Source organism: Pseudomonas sp. 18.1.10 (assembly GCF_024655625.1).
Lineage (GTDB): Bacteria > Pseudomonadota > Gammaproteobacteria > Pseudomonadales > Pseudomonadaceae > Aquipseudomonas.
The window spans coordinates 1-18,311 of record NZ_JANLGL010000121.1 but is presented as its reverse complement, the minus strand read 5'-3'; the positions used below and the strand labels follow the sequence as shown (position 1 = coordinate 18,311).

Sequence of the window (18,311 nt, the reverse complement as noted above, 5' to 3'; positions counted from 1 at the left end):
GGAGTGCGCAGTGCTCCCAAGCTTTTGGGGCCGCTACGCAGCCCAGCGGGAGCAAGCTCCCTCGCCACAGGCAAGCGTCCACCTTCGCTTTTATCCTTTAATCACTCAGATCAATAGTGCTGTTCAGCCCTGCATGCGGCCCATATTATCCACGTCATAAACCCGCCTTACGTGGAGCCTACCCATGCCTGTCCAAGCCCTGTTCAAACCCTTCCAGCTCGGTGCTCTGCAACTGTCCACCCGTGTGGTCATGGCGCCGATGACCCGCTCGTTCTCGCCGGGCGGCGTACCCAATTCCAAAGTCATCGAGTACTACCGTCGCCGTGCGGCCGCAGGTGTGGGTCTGATCATCACCGAAGGCACTGTGGTCGGCCACCAGGCCTCCAACGGTTACCCCAACGTCCCACACTTCTACGGTGAAGCGGCGTTGGCCGGCTGGAAAAAAGTGGTCGATGCCGTACACGCCGAAGGTGGCAAGATCGTCCCGCAACTGTGGCATGTCGGCAGCGTGCGCCGTATCGGCACCGAGCCCGACGCCAGCGTGCCGGCCTATGGCCCGATGGAAAAACTCAAGGACGGCAATGTGGTCGTTCACGGCATGACCACCCAAGACATCAAGGACGTGATCGATGCGTTCGCCCAGGCCGCCAAGGATGCCCAGAGCATCGGCATGGACGGCGTAGAGATCCACGGTGCCCACGGCTACCTGGTGGACCAGTTCTTCTGGGAAGGCAGCAACCAGCGCACCGACGAGTACGGTGGCAGCCTGGCCAATCGCTCGCGTTTTGCCATCGAGCTGATCCAGGCCACCCGCGCCGCTGTGGGCCCGGACTTCCCGATCATTTTCCGTTTTTCCCAGTGGAAACAGCAGGACTACACCGCGCGCCTGGTGCAAACCCCCGAGGCGCTGGGTGAGTTCCTCAAGCCGCTGGCTGACGCCGGTGTGGATATTTTCCACTGTTCCACGCGGCGTTTCTGGGAGCCGGAATTCGAAGGTTCCGACCTCAACCTGGCCGGATGGACGCGCCAACTCACCGGCAAGCCGACTATCACCGTGGGCAGCGTCGGCCTGGATGGCGAGTTCCTGCAGTTTATGGTCAACACCGACAAGGTCGCGCAACCGGCCAGCCTGGAGAAACTGCTGGAGCGCCTGAACAATGATGAGTTCGATCTGGTCGCTGTGGGCCGTGCGTTGCTGGTGGACCCGGATTGGGCGGTCAAGGTGCGTGAAGGGCGCGAGGGGGATATCTTGCCGTTCAGTCGTGAGGCGTTGATGACGCTGGTTTGAAGGGGGGGCCGAAATCTGTTCCCGCTATCTGACGGGGGCTGGGTAGGGATACCCAGCCCCCGTTTGGTTTCAGGCCGTCACTGATTCCAAGGTTTGTAGTGTGTTACCGGTCAAGTTGGGTTAGGCGTGAAAGTGCTCATCCGCCTGTTCGATGTGAGGGGGTTGATAGGGAAATGTCCGGTTCTGTGCGTACGGACGATCCTGAGTGTGTGGCTGATATTGGTCGTAGGCGGTGGTCTGGTGGTCCGGGCGTTGGGGCTGTTCAGGGCGCCAGCTGTTATCCGGGCGGTTGGGTTGCGGACGGTGGCAACTGGTGTCTGGTTGTTGGGGTTGTGCAGGGTGCCAGCTGTTATCCGGGCGGTAGGGTTGCGGACGATGCCAGCTGTTGTCCGGGCGCTGGGGTTGCGCAGGTTGCCAGCTGTTATCCGGGCGATGGGGTTGCGGACGGTGCCAGCTATTGTCCGGGCGTTGGGGTTGCGCAGGTTGCCAGCTGTTATTCGGGCGATGAGGTTGCGGACGGTGCCAGCTGGTGTCCGGGCGTTGCGGTTGCGCAGGTTGCCAGCTGCTGCCCGGGCGGTTGGGTTGCGGACGGTGCCAGCCGGTATCTGGGCGATGGAGCTGCGGGCGGTCGCGGCTGTGGTCGTTATGTGCACTTGTAGAGGGGTAAGCATCTGCCGGCCGCTGAGTTGGCGTGTGCAGAGGTAGGCGTTGTAGTGCCATTGATCCGTTTATCAGTGTGGACATAGTGCGCTCTATTAATGTTTCGTCATAAGTGACCTGCCTTTTCTGGGGGCTTCATCGGGAAGACACCCCTCGTATGGCAGGTGTCATGTAGGTGGTGATAATTGGCGCGACGTTCCTGAAATATCCCGTTGTGGCATGCCGATTCAGACGGTGCCTCGGGAAAACTCCTAGTGTCTGGGCCATTGCACGCGGGCTAGGCTGGCAGGAGGGCGAACCGACTCACGTTATCTGCTGACCATTCAACGAGCGTAAGGCACTGTTGGTGCGGCCAAATGTTCCTTGCACACACCCCGTAACTGGTTCTCGAATTGCTCGATAATCGCCGGCCAGCCCTGACGGCTGGCGTGCTGGCGAGCATTGAGGCGGGCCCTGCGCAAATTCTCTCGCTCTTCCAGCAGCCAGTTGGCCGCATCGCAAAACGCCTCCTCATCCCCGGGCATCGCCAGCACGCCGTTGTAGCCGTGGCGGATATGCTGGGTCGCGGCCGCCTGGTCATACGCCACCACGCCCAACCCCGAAGCCATGGCCTCCAGCACCACATTGCCAAAGGTTTCGGTGAGGCTGGGAAACAGGAACAGATCGCCCGACGCATAGTGCCGCGCCAGCTCCTCGCCACGTTGGGTGCCGCAGAACACCGCGTCGGGCAGGGCACGCTCCAGCGGCAGGCGTTGCGGGCCATCGCCGACGATGATGAGTTTCAGCCGCCGCTGTGGGTAAGTGCTGCGCAGGGAGTCAAAGCAGCGCTTGAGCACACCGAGGTTCTTTTCCTGGGCCAGGCGCCCTACGTGCAGCACGGCAATATCGTCATTGCCCAGGCCCCACTTCTCACGCAGTGCATTGTCACGCTTGGCCGGGTGGAACAACTGGCTGTCCACCCCACGCGATAGCATTCCCAAGCGCTCGAAATGGCGGCGCTCCAGCTCCAGGCGCTGGCTGGCGCTGGGCACCAGCGTCAGGGTCGACCGGTTGTGAAACCAGCGCAGGTAGTGCGTGACCATCCGGCTCAGCAGGCTCAAGCCGTATTGGTTGGAGTACTGCTGGAAATTGGTGTGAAAGCCGCTGACCACACTGATCCCCAGGCGTCGTGCCGCGCGCAAGGCGGATAAGCCCAATGGCCCTTCGGTGGCGATGTACAGCACGTCCGGGCGTTGGCGCGTCCAACGCCTGAGCAACTTGTGCATCGACGACTGGCCCCACTGCAGGCCCGGGTAGCCGGGTAATGGCCAGCCGCGGCACAAGAGCAACTCGCCATCGCTGGAGCGACTCTGGTCGCTGCCCTGGCGCGGGCGCACCAGCTCGACTTGATGGCCGCGAGCGCGCAAACCATCGCATAGGCGACCAAGGGTATTGGCCACCCCGTTGATCTCAGGCGGGAAGGTTTCAGTAATCAGGGTGATGTGAAGCGAGGCTGTCGTCATGACCCACAGTGTCGCTGTGGGCCGTGTCGTCATTGTGTCATTGGGATGATGGATTTATGACTTGGCCATCGTCTCGGCGCCCTGCTCGCGCACCCAGAACAACGTGGCCCCGGCCACCGCTGCTGGCATCATCAGCAGGTTGACCACCGGCACCAGCAACACCAGGTAGACGATGCCGCCGAAACTCATGCTCTGCCAGCGCTTCTGGCGCAGCCAGGCGAGCATCTCGTTCCAGCCCAGCTTGTGGTTGTCGGCCGGGTAGTCGATGTACTGGATTGCCATCATCCACACCCCGAACAGCAGCCACAGCGGCGCGGCGATCAGGTTGACCACCGGAATGAACGACAGGATAAACAGGCCGATGGCCCGCGGCAGGAAGTAGCCCAGCTTGCGCATTTCCCGGGCTAAGGTGCGTGGCACCATGGCGATCAGCTCGCCCCAGCTGAAAGCAGGGAAGTCATCGGTGCCGCGCACCACCACTTCGACTTTCTCCGACAGAAAACCGTTGAACGGCGCGGCGATGATATTGGCCAGCATGGTGAAGGTGAAAAACACCATCAGGGTCACCAGCACCACAAACAACGGCCACAGCAAGTAATTCAGAAAACCCAGCCAGCTTGGCAGCGTCGGCATCAAGTGATCGACCCACAGGCTGAACTGATGGCCGGCGAAATAAATCAAACCGACGAACAGCACCAGGTTGATCGCCAGCGGCAGCAATACAAACAGGCGCAAGCCGGGGCTGAGCACCAGTTTGAGGCCTTCACGCAGGTATTGCGGGCCGGAAAGAGCAGGGGCAGGCATGGACAACTCCGAGCAAAGGGACGAACGCGCCGACCTTACCGGCTTTATAACCTGGGCGAAAGCGGCGACATCAGCGGTAACAAAGGCGTCGATCAACCACGTCAACTGCATAGAGACCGCCTATGAGCTGGATTGTTAATCCGTATTTCCTTAATCTTGCCCCCCTCTATACGCTGCACCCATTATTTTTCAGGACGTGCGAGTTCAAGCCTTCCCCAAGTGCTTCGCGGTCCTTTTTTATTCCAGCCGCCTTGTTGTCCGGGTGGTCGATAGGAGTGAGTCATGTCTGATACCCGTCATTCGCGAGTGATTATTCTCGGTTCCGGCCCTGCCGGTTACAGCGCCGCCGTCTACGCTGCGCGGGCCAACCTCAAGCCGCTGCTGATTACCGGCATGCAGGCGGGCGGTCAGTTGACCACCACCACCGAAGTCGACAACTGGCCCGGCGATGTGCACGGCCTGACCGGCCCGGTGTTGATGGAGCGCATGAAAGAACACGCCGAGCGCTTTGAAACCGAGATCGTCTTCGACCACATCAACAAAGTCGACTTCTCGAAAAAGCCTTACAGCCTGACCGGCGACAGCGGCGTCTACACCTGTGACGCGCTGATTATCGCCACCGGCGCCAGCGCCCGTTACCTGGGCCTGCCGTCGGAAGAGGCGTTCATGGGCAAGGGCGTTTCCGCCTGCGCGACCTGCGACGGTTTCTTCTACCGCAACAAGCCAGTGGCTGTTGTCGGTGGCGGCAACACTGCCGTGGAAGAAGCGCTGTACCTGGCCAACATCGCCAGCACCGTGACCCTGGTTCACCGCCGCGAGACCTTCCGCGCCGAGAAGATCCTGATCGACAAGCTCCACGCCCGTGTGGCTGAAGGCAAGATCATCCTCAAGCTCAACGCCACCCTGGACGAAGTCCTGGGCGACAACATGGGCGTGACCGGTGCCCGCCTGAAAAACAACGACGGCAGCTTCGACGAGCTGACCGTCGACGGCGTGTTCATCGCCATCGGCCACACGCCGAACACGTCGCTGTTCGAAGGCGTGCTGGAAGCCAAAGACGGTTACTTGGTGGTGCAAGGCGGCCGTGAAGGCAATGCCACTGCCACCAACCTGGAAGGTATCTTTGCTGCCGGTGACGTGGCTGACCACGTGTACCGCCAGGCCATCACCTCGGCCGGCGCTGGTTGCATGGCGGCACTGGATGCCGAGCGTTACCTGGACGGTTTGAAGGACGCTGCGTTCTAAATCGTTGAACTAAAAAAACCGGCTGCGAGGCCGGTTTTTTTATACCCACGATTTAACTAACACCGCAGGACAAATGTGGGAGCGGGCTTGCCCGCGAATGCTGAGTGTCAGTCACTGAATCAGGCGACTGACCCACCGCTTTCGCGGGCAAGCCCGCTCCCACATTTTGATTTGTGTCTGACTCAGGATCTGCGGGTCAGGGGCTGTGCGGTGAACGTCACGCCGGCCAGGCCATGGGCGATCAGTGCACGGATATTGCCATGGTCGCTGCCCTCAGGCGTGGCCACCACCGAACGGTAATGCTCGCCAAACGCCAGCAGCGCTTCCTGGTCGCTCAAGCCTTCCAGCACAGCCAGGCCCAAGGTCTTGCACGACCCTTCGTTCTGCCCGGCAGCGTTTTCCACGTCGCCATTGGTAAAGGCCTGTGGTTGGTACTCATAACCTGCGGCAACAAAAGCCAAGGTGTCGGCGAAAACGTGTTCGCCACTGTTGAGGCTGGCGCGCAGGGTATTCAAATCAGTCATGGGTTTTTCCTTTGGCGAACGCCGCCTGTTGGTCGGCGCTGGCTTCTTTCTGGTATTGGGCTTTCCACTCGGCGTACGGCATGCCGTACACCACTTCACGGGCGTCATCGAGGCTCAGCTCGATCTGGCGCTCATCGGCCTCGGCCTTGTACCACTTGGACAAGCAGTTGCGGCAGAAACCGGAGAGGTTCATCAGGTCGATGTTCTGTACATCCTTGCGGCTGTCCAGGTGGGCCACCAGTCGGCGGAAGGCGGCGGCTTCGAGTTCGAGACGTTGTTGGTCGTTCATAGGGCTCACGCAAATCTCAGGGGTTAGCGGCTGGCCGCCAGGGTAATCGACACCGATTCGGCAAAGCGCAGCGCATGGGGCTTGTCCACTTCGACTTCGGCGTACAGCACCGATTCATTGCTCATCACCAAATCCAGCAGCTCCTGGGTCAGGCGCTCCAGCAAGGCAAAGCGGTTGCCTTCGACGTGGGCAATGATGGCCTTGGTGATGGTGCGGTAGTTCAGCGCGTGGTCGATGTCATTGTCGCGCACGGCTTCCTGGGCGGCATACAGGATGGTCAGGTTAATCAGCACATCCTGCTTGTTGAGGATCTCGTCCTCGTTGATGCCGATGTAGGTGCGCAGGCACAGGTCCTTGACCCGGATGCGCGCCATGCCTGGTTGAAGTTGTGGCATTGCTACTTGCTCCGTCCGATCAGTTGCAGGAACTCCATGCGCGTGGTGTTCGACTCGCGGAACGCGCCGAGCATCACCGAGGTGTTCATGGTTGAATTCTGTTTCTCCACGCCGCGCATCATCATGCACATGTGCCTGGCTTCGATCACCACCGCCACGCCGGCGGCCTGGGTCACTTGCTGGATGGCGTCGGCGATTTGCCGCGTGAGGTTTTCCTGGATCTGCAGGCGCCGCGCATACATGTCGACGATACGCGCCAGCTTCGACAGGCCGAGCACCTTGCCGGTCGGAATATAGGCCACGTGGGCCTTGCCGATAAAGGGCAGCAGGTGGTGCTCGCACAGCGAGTACAGCTCGATGTCCTTGAGGATCACCATCTCGTCGTTGTCGGAGGTGAACAGCGCGCCGTTGACGATGTCATCCAGGTTCTGTTCGTAGCCGTGGCACAGGTACTGCATCGCCTTGGCCGCACGCTTGGGGGTGTCGAGCAACCCTTCGCGCTCCGGGTCTTCGCCCAGGCTCTTGAGGATCTCGCGGTAGTGTTGGGGCAGGGACAAGGTCATACAACATCCTCACAAACGGCTTACTTGATATGCCGCCCGCCGTTGACGGTCAGGGTGGTACCGGTGACATAGGGGTTGTCCAGCAGGTAACGCACGCTCTGGTAGATCACCTCGGGCCCGGGTTCGATGCCCAGTGCGGACTTGGCCAGCACCTTGGCACGGTAGGCCGCGTCGTCGCCGTCGTTGAACATCACCATCGCCGGGGCGATGCCGTTGACCTTGATCCGCGGCGCGAACTGCGCGGCGAACGACAGCGTGAGGCTGTCGAGCCCGGCCTTGGTCGCGCAATAGGCGATGTGCTGGCGGCTGCCCTTGCGCACCACGTCATCGCTGATATGCACGATGTCGGCTGGCGTTGAGCGTTGCAGCAAGGGTGAACAATGCAGGTTGATAAGGTAGGGCGCAAGCATGTGTACGCTGAACATGTCGGTAAAGGCGCGGCTTTCGTCGCCGGGTGTTTCGGCGACCCACGCCGAGGCGTTGTGGATGATCGCGCGCAGGCTTTGGGTGTGGGTGTTCAGTTCGGCAATAAACGCCATGACGCCGGCTTCGCTGGAGAAGTCGGCAAACACACCGATCGCCCCACGCTCGCGCAGGGCCTGCACGCCAGGGCGTTCGCTGCGGTAGCTGAAAATCACCGAATGGCCATCGTCGAGCAAACGCTGGGCGCAATGCAGGCCGACACGTTGGCCGGCGCCGGTAATCAGGATCGGGGCGTGTGTTGCAGTCATGGGGGGCTCGATTCGCTGGCAGGCTCAAATCATACCAGCGCCGCGGCCCCCTGTACTCACGCGGCGGCTTCAGTAGCCTTGCGCGGTGCCGGCGCGGGATGCAGCCAGTTGGCCAGCAGGTGGGTCGAGAGTGGAATGAACAGGTAAACCATCAGCGGCGTCAGTGCCAGGGTGCTGACCAGCACGCGCGGGACCAACTCCAAATCAGCGAGCAACGGGCCCAATACAAAATTGAAGATCAACGACACCGGGAAAAATGCCAGCCAGATCGCCACGGCCTGCTTCCAGCGCGGCGGCCGTGCGCCGACGGCGCCGAACCAGCCATCAATGCCGCTCACGCGATGCTCGGACGGGTCGGCGAACAGCTCGCTGCCACGGCCCAGCCAGGCACTGCGGGAGGCGGAAAACTCCCAGGCATGCAGGGTTTTTTCGTCGGCAAAACGGAAGATGATCTGGAATTCGTCATCGTTGGGCGGCGGCGCAAGCACGCCAGAGCCCAGGTAACCGGGGAAGTCCGTGGCCAGTTGCTCGCCTTCGCGCAGCCAGGCCATCAACTCTTCGTAACGACCTTTGGCCACGCGGCGCGCAACCATCAGGGTGACGGGTGAGGTAGACATTGTGTATCTCCAAATATACGGGTGCGCTGGGCCGGGTAGGCGGCGCACGAACATAGCGGCGGGGTAGTGCCGCTATGTAAAAACACGCAAGGATTATTCCTGTTTTGCAAAAATACGCCAGTGGCATTGGTCCGAAGCTTGGGGAACTTGAAAAAGACAGGTCTTAAGGCGTTAAATGGCGACCCCAATTGCCATTGGTTTTTTGGTCTCAAATGCCCGTGATTACTGCTCCGCTTGATAGCATTTTGCATCTGGATGCGACTGATTCCGATGAGCTGTTTCCGATTCGTGAAGTGTCGAGATTGACAGGCATAAACCCGGTCACCCTGCGTGCCTGGGAGCGGCGCTACGGCCTGATCCAGCCCACGCGCACCGAAAGCGGGCATCGCCTCTATTCCAAGGCCGATATCGAGACGGTCAATCGCATCCTCGACTGGATCGAACGGGGCGTGGCCGTCAGCAAGGTCGGCAAGATCCTGGCCCGCGACGACCAGCAGGCGCACGCCGTACGTGGCGAGCGCGACACGGTCGAGGAGACCGAGTGGCCGCAATGGCAAGCAAGGTTGAGGCAGGCCGTGAGTGCATTCGACGATCGGCGGCTGGAGCACCTGTACGGCCAGATCTTTGCGACCTACCCCCTCAGCGTGGCATTCCAGGACATCCTGATGCCCCTCTGGCACGATCTGCTTCGTCATCAGGGCCGCTTTGGCCAGGCCAGTGAATGGTTGTTCTTCGATGCCTTTTTGCGGGTGCAGGCCTGGCAGCGCCTGAATGTCGGCTGTGCGTCGTCGGCCCCGCGCGTGTTGCTGGCGGCCATGCCCGGTGAGTGCCGTAAATTGGAGCTGCTGGTGGCAGCCCTAATGATCGGTCGCGATGACCTGGCGGTGAAGGTGATCGCCATGGGCCAGCCTGTGGATGAGTTGATGCTGCTGTGTGAAAAGACCCGGCCCCAGGCGCTGATCGTGTATTCCAACCACTCCCATGGCCAGGATTTGGCCGGTCGCCTCAACCGCTTGGCGCTGACCCTGGATTGCCCGTTGTTCCTGGCGGGGGCGGCATCGGACCTGGCCGAGGACGATCTGGCCGGTTCTTCCGTCGGTTGCCTGGGCAATGAAGGACGCTTGATGCAGCGCCGCCTGCAACAGTTTCTCAGTGGTCGGCTGGATACCTGAGATCAGGCGTGCACGTGCGGGTGGACCAGGCGGTGCTGGTGCAGGATGAATTGGCGCAGGCGCTCGATTTCATCCGCATCACTCTGGTTCAGGCGATAGGCGAACAGGCCGCGCGCGGTTTCCCGCTCCAGCGTGCCGCGTAGCGCAATGCGTTCGTAACCGGAAGGGCTGAACCACAGGGCAAAGGTCTTGGGCGCCTTGACCCGGCCACGGATCTCCACCAGCACCCCCTTGAACGACACTTCGTGTACCCACAAGGCACCGGGTGTGCCCTTGATGTTCTCCAGTGCGACTGGCGTTTCGAGCGCCAGGCGCCATGGGCGGATCATCGGGCCGTCTTCGAAAATGCTCGGCACCCCCAGACGCAGGTGCACCGCATGAAACTCATCTTCCACGAGATGCAGGGGGAAGGTGAGCTGCTGGTTATCGAACTGCGCCTGGATGGTGACATGGTCGTGGGCGGCCAGTCGGGTCAGCAAATCGCGGATCTGCGCGCCGCCGTTGACGGTCAGGCTCGACGAAGCATCCCGCAGGTTGAGCTGGGGGTTGTGCTGCATGTTCTGAATGAAGTCCAGCTCATCCTGGGTCAGAAGCGCGTCGCGGTGCATTGATCGTGCTCAATGGGGAGGGTGTTAAAATGCCATTATCCTCTCTACTGACCCCATTTTCTAAATTTTGTTAGATCCGCTCGTCGCTTTGAGGGCGGCCAGCTCGGCCTTGACCCCGGCCAATTCACGTTCCAGCTGGGCCACGCGTTGCTGGGCCTGGACCTGAAGGGTGACGTCTTTTTGCACGCCGACAAAGTAGGTCTGCTGGTCGGCCGCGTTGTACACCGTCGAAAGCGACAGTTCGTTAAAGAAGTGCGTGCCATCTTTGCGGTAGTTGCGCAGGATTTCACGGCACGCACCGCCGCTGTCCAACGCTTCTCGGATGGCTATCAGCCCCGGTTGATCGCGGTCACCCGACTGCAAGAACCGGCAGTCCTGATACAGGATGTCGTCCAGGGTGTAGCCGGTCAGGCGTTCGAATGCCGGGTTGACGTAGATCAGCGGCTTGTCCTTGCCTTCCCGTTCGGCTACGACGATGCCGTCGTTGGAAGCGTTGACGACCAGTTGCATCAGTTTGGCGTTAATCATTGAGCGGTCCATGGCTTGTTTTGGGCGATTGGAGTGTATGGCAAGGTTTGAATGTTGCACGCGGCGCACTGAAATAGTTGCGTCAGCTGCTAATATCCCACGCTTTCACTCAACCTCAGGAACAGATTGATGAAAGTCGCCATCCTTTCCGGCTCGGTCTACGGTACGGCTGAAGAAGTCGCCCGCCATGCCGCCGGTATCCTCAACGCTGCCGGTTTTGAAGCCTGGCACAACCCGCGCGCCACCCTGGCAGATGTGCAGGCCTTCGCTCCCGATGCGTTTCTGGCGGTGACTTCGACGACCGGCATGGGTGAATTGCCCGACAACCTGCAACCTTTGTATTCAAGCATCCGCGACCAACTGCCCGCCGCCTGGCGCGGCCTGCCGGGTGCCGTGATCGGCCTGGGCGACGCCAGCTACGGCGACACCTTCTGCGGCGGTGGCGAGCAACTGCGTGAGCTGTTCGGCGAGTTGGGTGTGCGCGAAGTGCTGCCGATGCTGCGTCTGGACGCCAGCGAAAGCGTGACCCCGGAAGCCGACGCCGAGCCGTGGCTGGCTGAACTGGTCACGGCACTGCGCGGCTGAGTGGCGACTCGCGCAACACCCCGCGCGTGTCGAGGCGCCGCGCCTTTCTTGGCGGCGCTTCTCTGACGCCTTGCGCGCGGATTTCAACTATTCTCATGGCTGACTCGTTCGGTCATCAAGCTGGCTGCGAAGGCGACTCCCTTCCGTCATGAGGTCTGACTAGACTGGCCCATCACTCAAAAAAACAATAAGAAAGCGCGCCAAGGAGGTCGTTGCCGTGAGCCTAGCCCCCGTTCCATCGCCGCAAAATGTCCAAGACCAGGTCAGCGCTGCCGAATGGCAAGCCCGTGTCGACCTGGCAGCCTGCTATCGCCTGGTGGCGTTGCACGGCTGGGATGACCTGATCTTCACCCACATCTCGGCCAAGGTGCCGGGCACCGATGACTTCCTCATCAACCCGTACGGGCTGATGTTTCACGAGATCACCGCGTCGAGCCTGGTCAAGGTCGATCAGGCCGGCAACAAGTTGATGGACAGTCCCTACGAGATCAACCCGGCGGGCTACACCATCCACAGCGCCATCCATGAAGTGCGCCACGACGTCACCTGCGTGCTGCATACCCACACCGCCTCCGGTGTCGCGGTGGCGGCGCAGAAGCAGGGCGTGCTGCCGATCAGCCAGCAATCGATCTTCGTGCTGGCGAGCCTGGCCTATCACGCCTACGAAGGTGTGGCGCTGAATCACGAGGAAAAGGCGCGTTTACAGGCCGACCTGGGCGACAACAACTTCCTGATGCTGCACAACCACGGCCTGCTGACCTGCGCCAGCAGCATCGCCGACACCTTCTTGATGATGTTCACCTTCCAGCGTGCCTGTGACATCCAGGTGCTGGCGCAAAATGGCGGCGCCGAGTTGATCCCCATCGGCCCGCAGATTCTGGCCGGGGCCAAGGCAATGGTCGCGGCCGTGACCAAGAGTGCACAAGGAATGGGGGGCGCGCTGGCCTGGCCGGCGTTGCTGCGCAAGTTGGACAGCATCGATCCTGGGTATAAAACCTGATGCCACTCGCCGAGATCCCGCTCAGCGCCTGGCGCAAGCGCAGCCAGAGCTTCGTCTTCCGTGGCCGTACCCTCCGTTATTGGGTGGCGGGGCAGGGCGAGCCGCTGCTGCTGATCCATGGCTTTCCCACGGCCAGTTGGGACTGGCATTACCTGTGGCAGCCCCTGGCCCAGCGCAACCTGGTGATTGCCTGCGACATGCTCGGTTTTGGCGATTCGGACAAACCCGTCGATCACGAGTATTGCCTGCTGGAGCAGGCCGATGTGCAGCAGGCGTTGCTGGAGCACTTGAGTGTGGATCAGCCGGTGCATGTCCTGGCCCATGACTACGGCGACAGCGTTGCCCAGGAATTGCTCGCGCGGCATTACGAAGGCCGCTTCCAGATGGCCAGTTGCGTGTTTCTCAACGGTGGCCTATTCCCCGAAACCCATCGGCCGGCGCTGGTGCAGAAACTCCTGCTCAGCCCGCTCGGCTGGATGATCGGCCGCGCCTTTGGGCGCAATGCCTTGTCCGACAGCTTCCGGCAGATCTTCGGCCCGGCGACGCGCCCCAGCGAAAGCGCCCTGGATGATTTCTGGAGCCTGCTCAACTGCAACGATGGCACGCGGATTCTGCATAAGCTGATTGCCTACATCCCCCAGCGTCGCCGGTTGCGCGACCGTTGGGTGGAGGCGATGCAGCGCCAGGACGTACCGTTGCGGGTGATTGACGGGGAGGCTGACCCGATTTCCGGTGCGCACATGGTGCAGCGCTACCAGCAACTGGTGCCCGAGGCCGATACGGTGTTGCTGACCAACATTGGCCACTACCCGCAGATTGAGGCACCGGTGCAGGTGCTCAAGCATTACCTGGCGTTCCGCGAGCGGATCGCCGGGCCGATGCCCTACATGGCCTATTCCTGAGCGCACACAGCTCAACTGTGGGAGCGGGCTTATGTGGGAGCTGGCTCCCACAGTGAGAGCAGCGTCAGCCCCTTGCCATCATCCCCCAGCCTTATCGCGCACCATTCAGCCCTGGCCGACTTTATTGTGACCAAAGCCCCCGTGCCTGACACTCAACCCATTCCCATTGTCGCCAGCGGAGTTCGGTATGAGTGAGTCAGTGCAGTTCCAGGATAAGGTCGTGATCGTCACCGGTGCCGGCGGCGGGTTGGGCCGGGCCCATGCGCTGCTGTTCGCCCGGCACGGCGCCAAGGTGTTGGTCAATGATTTGGGCGGTTCGACCCAGGGCGAAGGCGCCAATGCCTCGGCGGCCGACCGTGTGGTCGCCGAAATCCGCGAAGCTGGCGGTATTGCCGAAGCCAACCATGACTCCGTCACCGACGGTGACAAAATCGTGCAGCACGCGCTGGAAGTGTTCGGCCGCATCGACGTGGTGGTCAACAACGCCGGGATCCTACGCGACAAGACCTTCCACAAAATGGACGACAGCGACTGGGACCTGGTTTACCGGGTGCATGTCGAAGGCGCCTACAAAGTCACCCGCGCTGCCTGGCCGCATATGCGTGAGCAAGGTTATGGCCGGGTGATCTTCACCGCCTCCACCTCGGGCATCTACGGCAACTTCGGCCAGTCCAACTACGGCATGGCCAAGCTCGGCTTGTATGGCTTGACCCGCACCCTGGCGCTGGAAGGGCGCAAGAACAACATCCTGGTCAACGCCATCGCCCCGACTGGCGGCACGCGCATGACCGAAGGCCTGATCCCGCCGCAGGTGTTCGAGCGCCTCAAGCCCGAGCTGGTCAGCCCGCTGGTGGTGTACCTGGGCAGCGAGGCATGCGAGGAAACCGCCGGCCTGTTCGAAGTGGGCGGCGGCTGGATCGGCAAGACCCGCTGGGAGCGCAGCCTCGGCGTGGGGTTCGACCCGGTAGCGGGCTTCTCGCCCGACGACGTGGCCGCGCACTGGCAGCAGATCTGCGACTTTGAAGGCGCTGCTCACCCCAAGGACAACATCGAGGCCCTGAAGGAAATGATGGCCAACTTGCAGAAGTACAGCCTCTGATCGTTGCTTGAACAACAGTGAATCGTGCGGGGCGCTAAAGGCGCCCCGTTTTATTGCGGGCATAAAAAAGGCCGCTGCATAGGCAGCGGCCGAAGTAAGACGTTGGATCAAGGAGCAACAAATCCACGTCAGTGAACACGGGTAACAGATTGAAAACAGGCATCAATTCATTTGAGTCTGGCTGTTCTTCCGGTTGCGGAAGCGGGTGGTTTACCCTGAGAGCGCGCTAAGAATAGTCGGTTGTAACAAAATGAGTAATAGCGCTTCAGGACAAGGACTGTTACCGATTCAGCAATGATCGTTCCCACGCGGAGCGTGGGAACGATCACAGTCCCCAGGCGCGCCATCCATTGGCCTGATAAGCCACCATCCATTCGATCCATACCCCCGCCAAAACCCGCGGCCTGCGCGGCCGCTCATCCTTTCGAGCGACAACACGAATCCCTCCTTGGTGCGCTTATCGCTCCTGATGCGCGGCAGTAGGGTGAGGCCTTCTGTCACTCACCGGGGAAGACGCATGACAAAAACAACAATGCGCGCCATCTTCACGCCTCAGGCGCTGGCCGCTGCGGTTGCACTGGGTTGCTGTGCGCAGGCGCAGGCTGTTTCGTTCAACATTGGCGAGATCGAAGGGCAATTCGACTCCTCGCTGTCGGTCGGCGCGAGTTGGGGCATGCGCGATGCCGATAAGAAACTGGTGGGCACCGTCAATGGTGGCACCGGGCAGGCGTCTACCGGGGATGACGGACGGCTGAACTTCAAGAAGGGCGAAACCTTCTCCAAGATCTTCAAGGGCCTGCACGACCTGGAACTCAAGTACGGCGACAGCGGCATGTTTGTGCGTGGCAAGTACTGGTACGACTTCGAGCTGCAGGACGAAGACCGCGAATTCAAACAGATCAGCAACCACCACCGCGACGAAGGCGCGCGCTCGTCCGGTTATCAACTGCTGGATGCCTTCGTCTATCACAACTATTCCATTGGCGACCAACCGGGCAACGTGCGCCTGGGCAAGCAGGTGGTGAGCTGGGGCGAGAGCACCTTTATCGGTAACTCCATCAACAGCATCAACCCCATCGACGTGTCGGCCTTCCGCCGCCCCGGCGCGGAGATCAAGGAAGGGTTGATCCCGGTGAACATGCTGTTCGGCTCCCAAAGCCTGACCAACCAACTGACGGTGGAGGGCTTCTACCAGTTGAACTGGCAGAACACCGTGCTGGATAACTGCGGCACCTTCTTTGGTGGCGACGTCGCGGCCCATGGTTGCAACGGCAACTACACCGTGGGCAACCCGGCGATTGCACCGTTGCAACCGGTGGCCGCTGCGTTCGGGCAGGGTTTTCAAGTGACCCGTGAAGGGGTGATCGTGCAGCGCGCCCGGGACCGCGAGGCCCGTGACGGCGGCCAGTTCGGCGCGGCCCTGCGCTGGCTGGGGGATGATACCGAGTACGGCCTGTACTTCATGAACTACCACAGCCGTACGCCGACCGTGGGCACCATCACCAACACCACCACGCTGGCCAGGCTCGGCGCTATCTCCGGCGCCGCCAACGGCATCGCGCCCGGCACCGGCTCAGGGTTGGTCCAGAGCCTGATGCTCGGCCGTGGCCAGTACTACCTCGACTACCCGGAAAACATCCGCCTGTTCGGCGCCAGTTTCTCCACCACCTTGCCCACCGGCACCGCGTGGACCGGTGAAATCAGCTACCGGCCGAATGCGCCGGTGCAGCTCAACACCACCGACCTGACCCTGGCCCTGATAAACCCGGTCGCCGGCCAACTGGCCTCACCGATCCGCAGCAACTTCGGCGACGACAACAAAGGCTACCGCCGCAAGGAAATCACCCAGATCCAGAGCACCATGACCCAATTCTTCGACCAGGTGCTGGGCGCCGAACGCCTGACGTTGGTCGGTGAAGCGGCCTTTGTGCACGTCGCCGGGCTGGAAGACAAATCCAAACTGCGTTACGGCCGCGACTCGGTCTACGGCGCCTACGGCTTCCAGGGCGACACCGACGGTTTTGTCACGGCCAACTCATGGGGCTACCGCGCCCGGGCGATCCTTGACTACAACAACGCGATCTTCGGCGTGAACCTCAAGCCCAACCTGTCGTGGTCCCATGACGTCGCCGGCTACGGCCCCAACGGCCTGTTCAACAAAGGCGCCAAGGCCATCAGCGTCGGCGTGGATGCGGATTACCGCAGCACCTACACCGCCAGCCTGAGCTACACCGACTTTTTCGGCGGCGACTACAACACCCTGACCGACCGTGACTTCCTCGCCCTCAGCTTCGGCGTGAACTTCTGATCTGGCTAAAAGAAGGACAAGACTCCATGCGTAAGACACTTGCTGTATTGGCTCTGAGTTTGTTGGCGGCCCATGTCATGGCCGCCGTATCGCCCGAAGAAGCCGCCAAGCTCGGCACCAGCCTCACCCCGGTGGGCGCCGAAAAAGCCGGCAACGCCGACGGCTCGATCCCGGCCTGGACCGGTGGCATTCCTACAAATGCCGGCGCGGTGGACAGCAAAGGCTTCCTCGCCGACCCGTTCGCCAATGAAAAACCCCTGTTCGTGATCACCGCCGCCACCGTCGACAAGTACAAGGACAAGCTCTCCGAAGGCCAGGTGGCGATGTTCAAGCGCTACCCCGAGACCTACAAGATCCCGGTGTACACCACGCACCGCACGGTCAACCTGCCGGCAGACATCTACGAGTCGATCAAGCGCAGCGCGCTGAACGTCAAGCCGATCAACGACGGCAACGGCCTGGAAAACTTCACCGGCAACCGCTACTACGCCTTCCCGATCCCGAAAAATGGCGTGGAAGTGCTGTGGAACCACATCACCCGTTACCACGGCGGCAACCTGCGCCGCATCATCACCCAGGCCACGCCGCAGACCAACGGCAGCTACACGCCGATCCGCTTCGAAGAAGAAGTGGCGGTGCCGCAACTGATCCCGGACATGGACCCGGCCAAGGCGGCCAACGTGCTGACCTTCTTCAAGCAATCGGTGACCGCGCCCGCGCGTCTGGCGGGCAACGTGTTGCTGGTGCACGAAACCCTCGACCAGGTGAAGGAACCGCGCCTGGCGTGGATCTACAACGCCGGCCAACGCCGCGTGCGCCGTGCGCCGCAAGTGGCGTATGACGGGCCGGGCACCGCGTCCGACGGTTTGCGTACGTCCGACAACTTCGACATGTTCTCCGGCGCCCCCGACCGCTACGACTGGAAACTGGTGGGCAAGAAGGAGATGTACATCCCCTATAACAGCTACAAGCTGGACCAACCGACCCTCAAGTACGACGACATCATCAAGGCCGGCCACATCAACCAGGACCTGACCCGCTACGAACTGCACCGTGTGTGGGAAGTGGTCGGCACGGTCAAGCCGAGTGAGCGGCACATCTACGCCAAGCGCCACATGTACATCGACGAAGACAGCTGGCAAGTGGCGCTGGTGGATCACTACGACGGCCGTGGCCAACTGTGGCGGGTGGCGGAAGGGCATGCGCAGTTCTACTACAACCACCAGACCCCGGCCTACACCGTGGAAACCCTGTACGACATCATCGCCGGGCGCTACATCGCGCTGGGCATGAAGAACGAGGAGAAGAGCAGCTTTGTGTTTGGCTTCAATGCCAAGGCGGCCGATTACACCCCAGCTGCGCTGAGGGCTGAAGGCGTACGCTGATTTCAGAGGTGAAATGCAATCCAACTGTGGGAGTGGGCTTGTGTGGGAGCGGGCTTGCTCGCGAATACGGAGTGTCAGTCGCAGCTGTTTTGACTGATCCACCGCC

General features: G+C 61.4%; 20 protein-coding genes. 9 read left to right on the top strand and 11 right to left on the bottom strand.

The genetic code is table 11. The features are described from left to right. The first annotated feature begins 184 nt into the window (after positions 1 to 184). On the top strand, positions 185 to 1,288 hold the full coding sequence (locus NUV89_RS19360; RefSeq protein WP_257782564.1) for an NADH:flavin oxidoreductase: 1,104 nt from the start codon (positions 185 to 187) through the stop codon (positions 1,286 to 1,288). A 120-nt stretch (positions 1,289 to 1,408) separates the two neighbouring features. Here NUV89_RS19360 and NUV89_RS19355 read toward each other — a convergent pair whose 3' ends face one another. The 3 genes from NUV89_RS19355 to cysZ all read right to left on the bottom strand — a co-directional run bounded on the left by NUV89_RS19355 (position 1,409) and on the right by cysZ (position 4,254). Further along, positions 1,409 to 2,032, bottom strand: a complete 624-nt coding sequence (locus NUV89_RS19355; protein ID WP_257782563.1) for a hypothetical protein — start codon at positions 2,030 to 2,032, stop codon at positions 1,409 to 1,411. Positions 2,033 to 2,271: 239 nt separating this feature from the next. Further along, entirely contained in the window at positions 2,272 to 3,450 is a 1,179-nt protein-coding gene (locus NUV89_RS19350; RefSeq protein WP_257782562.1) for a glycosyltransferase family 1 protein, read from the bottom strand. A gap of 54 nt (positions 3,451 to 3,504) precedes the next feature. Beyond that, positions 3,505 to 4,254 carry a sulfate transporter CysZ gene (gene cysZ, locus NUV89_RS19345; RefSeq protein ID WP_207041580.1) on the bottom strand — a complete coding sequence of 250 codons (750 nt, stop codon included), beginning with the start codon at positions 4,252 to 4,254 and terminating at the stop codon, positions 3,505 to 3,507. A 282-nt stretch (positions 4,255 to 4,536) separates the two neighbouring features. Here cysZ and trxB point away from each other — a divergent pair, with 282 nt between their 5' ends. Further along, positions 4,537 to 5,499 carry a thioredoxin-disulfide reductase gene (gene trxB / locus NUV89_RS19340; protein WP_185710369.1) on the top strand — a complete coding sequence of 321 codons (963 nt, stop codon included), beginning with the start codon at positions 4,537 to 4,539 and terminating at the stop codon, positions 5,497 to 5,499. Between the two features lie 182 nt (positions 5,500 to 5,681). Here the strand turns inward: trxB and NUV89_RS19335 are convergent, their stop codons facing one another. Genes NUV89_RS19335 through NUV89_RS19310 form a run of 6 tightly spaced genes read right to left on the bottom strand, consistent with a single transcriptional unit; the run spans position 5,682 to position 8,618 of the window. Further along, positions 5,682 to 6,023 carry a HopJ type III effector protein gene (locus tag NUV89_RS19335; RefSeq protein WP_257782561.1) on the bottom strand — a complete coding sequence of 114 codons (342 nt, stop codon included), beginning with the start codon at positions 6,021 to 6,023 and terminating at the stop codon, positions 5,682 to 5,684. Beyond that, positions 6,016 to 6,312 (bottom strand): DUF1244 domain-containing protein, encoded by a 297-nt coding sequence (locus tag NUV89_RS19330; protein WP_010206472.1) that lies wholly within the window; start codon positions 6,310 to 6,312, stop codon positions 6,016 to 6,018. Before NUV89_RS19330 ends, NUV89_RS19335 begins: the two co-directional genes overlap by 8 nt. A gap of 23 nt (positions 6,313 to 6,335) precedes the next feature. Next, positions 6,336 to 6,707: a dihydroneopterin triphosphate 2'-epimerase gene (folX, locus tag NUV89_RS19325; protein WP_003176029.1), complete on the bottom strand. Its 372-nt coding sequence runs from the start codon at positions 6,705 to 6,707 to the stop codon at positions 6,336 to 6,338. 2 nt (positions 6,708 to 6,709) lie between these two features. Further along, on the bottom strand, positions 6,710 to 7,270 hold the full coding sequence (gene folE, locus NUV89_RS19320; RefSeq protein ID WP_017735035.1) for a GTP cyclohydrolase I FolE: 561 nt from the start codon (positions 7,268 to 7,270) through the stop codon (positions 6,710 to 6,712). 20 nt (positions 7,271 to 7,290) lie between these two features. Further along, entirely contained in the window at positions 7,291 to 8,001 is a 711-nt protein-coding gene (gene folM, locus NUV89_RS19315; protein WP_257782560.1) for a dihydromonapterin reductase, read from the bottom strand. Positions 8,002 to 8,057: 56 nt separating this feature from the next. Beyond that, positions 8,058 to 8,618 (bottom strand): antibiotic biosynthesis monooxygenase, encoded by a 561-nt coding sequence (locus NUV89_RS19310; protein WP_257782559.1) that lies wholly within the window; start codon positions 8,616 to 8,618, stop codon positions 8,058 to 8,060. Between the two features lie 212 nt (positions 8,619 to 8,830). Between NUV89_RS19310 and NUV89_RS19305 the strand changes: the two genes are divergently transcribed. Then, a complete protein-coding gene (locus NUV89_RS19305; RefSeq protein WP_257782558.1) occupies positions 8,831 to 9,790 on the top strand; it encodes a MerR family transcriptional regulator in 960 nt (319 codons plus the stop codon). A gap of 2 nt (positions 9,791 to 9,792) precedes the next feature. On the opposite strand, the gene NUV89_RS19300 is transcribed toward NUV89_RS19305, so the two are convergent. Together NUV89_RS19300 and NUV89_RS19295 are read right to left on the bottom strand one after the other, a co-directional pair. Further along, entirely contained in the window at positions 9,793 to 10,398 is a 606-nt protein-coding gene (locus NUV89_RS19300; RefSeq protein WP_017735039.1) for a hypothetical protein, read from the bottom strand. A gap of 60 nt (positions 10,399 to 10,458) precedes the next feature. After that, on the bottom strand, positions 10,459 to 10,926 hold the full coding sequence (locus NUV89_RS19295; protein ID WP_257782557.1) for a PAS domain-containing protein: 468 nt from the start codon (positions 10,924 to 10,926) through the stop codon (positions 10,459 to 10,461). A 129-nt stretch (positions 10,927 to 11,055) separates the two neighbouring features. Here NUV89_RS19295 and NUV89_RS19290 point away from each other — a divergent pair, with 129 nt between their 5' ends. The 6 genes from NUV89_RS19290 (at position 11,056) to NUV89_RS19265 (ending at position 18,205) form a co-directional block, all read left to right on the top strand. Next, entirely contained in the window at positions 11,056 to 11,511 is a 456-nt protein-coding gene (locus tag NUV89_RS19290; RefSeq protein WP_257782556.1) for a flavodoxin, read from the top strand. Positions 11,512 to 11,728: 217 nt separating this feature from the next. Further along, positions 11,729 to 12,511 carry a class II aldolase/adducin family protein gene (locus NUV89_RS19285; RefSeq protein ID WP_257782555.1) on the top strand — a complete coding sequence of 261 codons (783 nt, stop codon included), beginning with the start codon at positions 11,729 to 11,731 and terminating at the stop codon, positions 12,509 to 12,511. Next, positions 12,511 to 13,413 carry an alpha/beta fold hydrolase gene (locus NUV89_RS19280; protein WP_257782554.1) on the top strand — a complete coding sequence of 301 codons (903 nt, stop codon included), beginning with the start codon at positions 12,511 to 12,513 and terminating at the stop codon, positions 13,411 to 13,413. The genes NUV89_RS19285 and NUV89_RS19280 overlap by 1 nt, the downstream gene beginning before the upstream one ends. 187 nt (positions 13,414 to 13,600) lie before the next feature. Beyond that, positions 13,601 to 14,512 (top strand): SDR family oxidoreductase, encoded by a 912-nt coding sequence (locus tag NUV89_RS19275; RefSeq protein WP_257782553.1) that lies wholly within the window; start codon positions 13,601 to 13,603, stop codon positions 14,510 to 14,512. Between the two features lie 517 nt (positions 14,513 to 15,029). After that, the gene (locus tag NUV89_RS19270) at positions 15,030 to 16,820 is read left to right on the top strand and encodes a DUF1302 domain-containing protein (RefSeq protein WP_257782552.1); all 1,791 of its coding nucleotides are present in this window, start codon (positions 15,030 to 15,032) and stop codon (positions 16,818 to 16,820) included. 26 nt (positions 16,821 to 16,846) lie between these two features. Next, entirely contained in the window at positions 16,847 to 18,205 is a 1,359-nt protein-coding gene (locus tag NUV89_RS19265; protein WP_257782551.1) for a DUF1329 domain-containing protein, read from the top strand. Positions 18,206 to 18,311: the final 106 nt, after the last annotated feature.

What these genes read in the sequence shown, in the direction of transcription:
- NUV89_RS19360 (WP_257782564.1), top strand. Translation starts at nt 185, where the DNA reads ATGCCTGTCCAAGCCCTGTTCAAACCCTTCCAGCTCGGTGCTCTGCAA.
- NUV89_RS19355 (WP_257782563.1), bottom strand. Translation starts at nt 2,032, where the DNA reads ATGTCCACACTGATAAACGGATCAATGGCACTACAACGCCTACCTCTG.
- NUV89_RS19350 (WP_257782562.1), bottom strand. Translation starts at nt 3,450, where the DNA reads ATGACGACAGCCTCGCTTCACATCACCCTGATTACTGAAACCTTCCCG.
- cysZ (WP_207041580.1), bottom strand. Translation starts at nt 4,254, where the DNA reads ATGCCTGCCCCTGCTCTTTCCGGCCCGCAATACCTGCGTGAAGGCCTC.
- trxB (WP_185710369.1), top strand. Translation starts at nt 4,537, where the DNA reads ATGTCTGATACCCGTCATTCGCGAGTGATTATTCTCGGTTCCGGCCCT.
- NUV89_RS19335 (WP_257782561.1), bottom strand. Translation starts at nt 6,023, where the DNA reads ATGACTGATTTGAATACCCTGCGCGCCAGCCTCAACAGTGGCGAACAC.
- NUV89_RS19330 (WP_010206472.1), bottom strand. Translation starts at nt 6,312, where the DNA reads ATGAACGACCAACAACGTCTCGAACTCGAAGCCGCCGCCTTCCGCCGA.
- folX (WP_003176029.1), bottom strand. Translation starts at nt 6,707, where the DNA reads ATGCCACAACTTCAACCAGGCATGGCGCGCATCCGGGTCAAGGACCTG.
- folE (WP_017735035.1), bottom strand. Translation starts at nt 7,270, where the DNA reads ATGACCTTGTCCCTGCCCCAACACTACCGCGAGATCCTCAAGAGCCTG.
- folM (WP_257782560.1), bottom strand. Translation starts at nt 8,001, where the DNA reads ATGACTGCAACACACGCCCCGATCCTGATTACCGGCGCCGGCCAACGT.
- NUV89_RS19310 (WP_257782559.1), bottom strand. Translation starts at nt 8,618, where the DNA reads ATGTCTACCTCACCCGTCACCCTGATGGTTGCGCGCCGCGTGGCCAAA.
- NUV89_RS19305 (WP_257782558.1), top strand. Translation starts at nt 8,831, where the DNA reads ATGCCCGTGATTACTGCTCCGCTTGATAGCATTTTGCATCTGGATGCG.
- NUV89_RS19300 (WP_017735039.1), bottom strand. Translation starts at nt 10,398, where the DNA reads ATGCACCGCGACGCGCTTCTGACCCAGGATGAGCTGGACTTCATTCAG.
- NUV89_RS19295 (WP_257782557.1), bottom strand. Translation starts at nt 10,926, where the DNA reads ATGATTAACGCCAAACTGATGCAACTGGTCGTCAACGCTTCCAACGAC.
- NUV89_RS19290 (WP_257782556.1), top strand. Translation starts at nt 11,056, where the DNA reads ATGAAAGTCGCCATCCTTTCCGGCTCGGTCTACGGTACGGCTGAAGAA.
- NUV89_RS19280 (WP_257782554.1), top strand. Translation starts at nt 12,511, where the DNA reads ATGCCACTCGCCGAGATCCCGCTCAGCGCCTGGCGCAAGCGCAGCCAG.
- NUV89_RS19275 (WP_257782553.1), top strand. Translation starts at nt 13,601, where the DNA reads ATGAGTGAGTCAGTGCAGTTCCAGGATAAGGTCGTGATCGTCACCGGT.
- NUV89_RS19270 (WP_257782552.1), top strand. Translation starts at nt 15,030, where the DNA reads ATGACAAAAACAACAATGCGCGCCATCTTCACGCCTCAGGCGCTGGCC.
- NUV89_RS19265 (WP_257782551.1), top strand. Translation starts at nt 16,847, where the DNA reads ATGCGTAAGACACTTGCTGTATTGGCTCTGAGTTTGTTGGCGGCCCAT.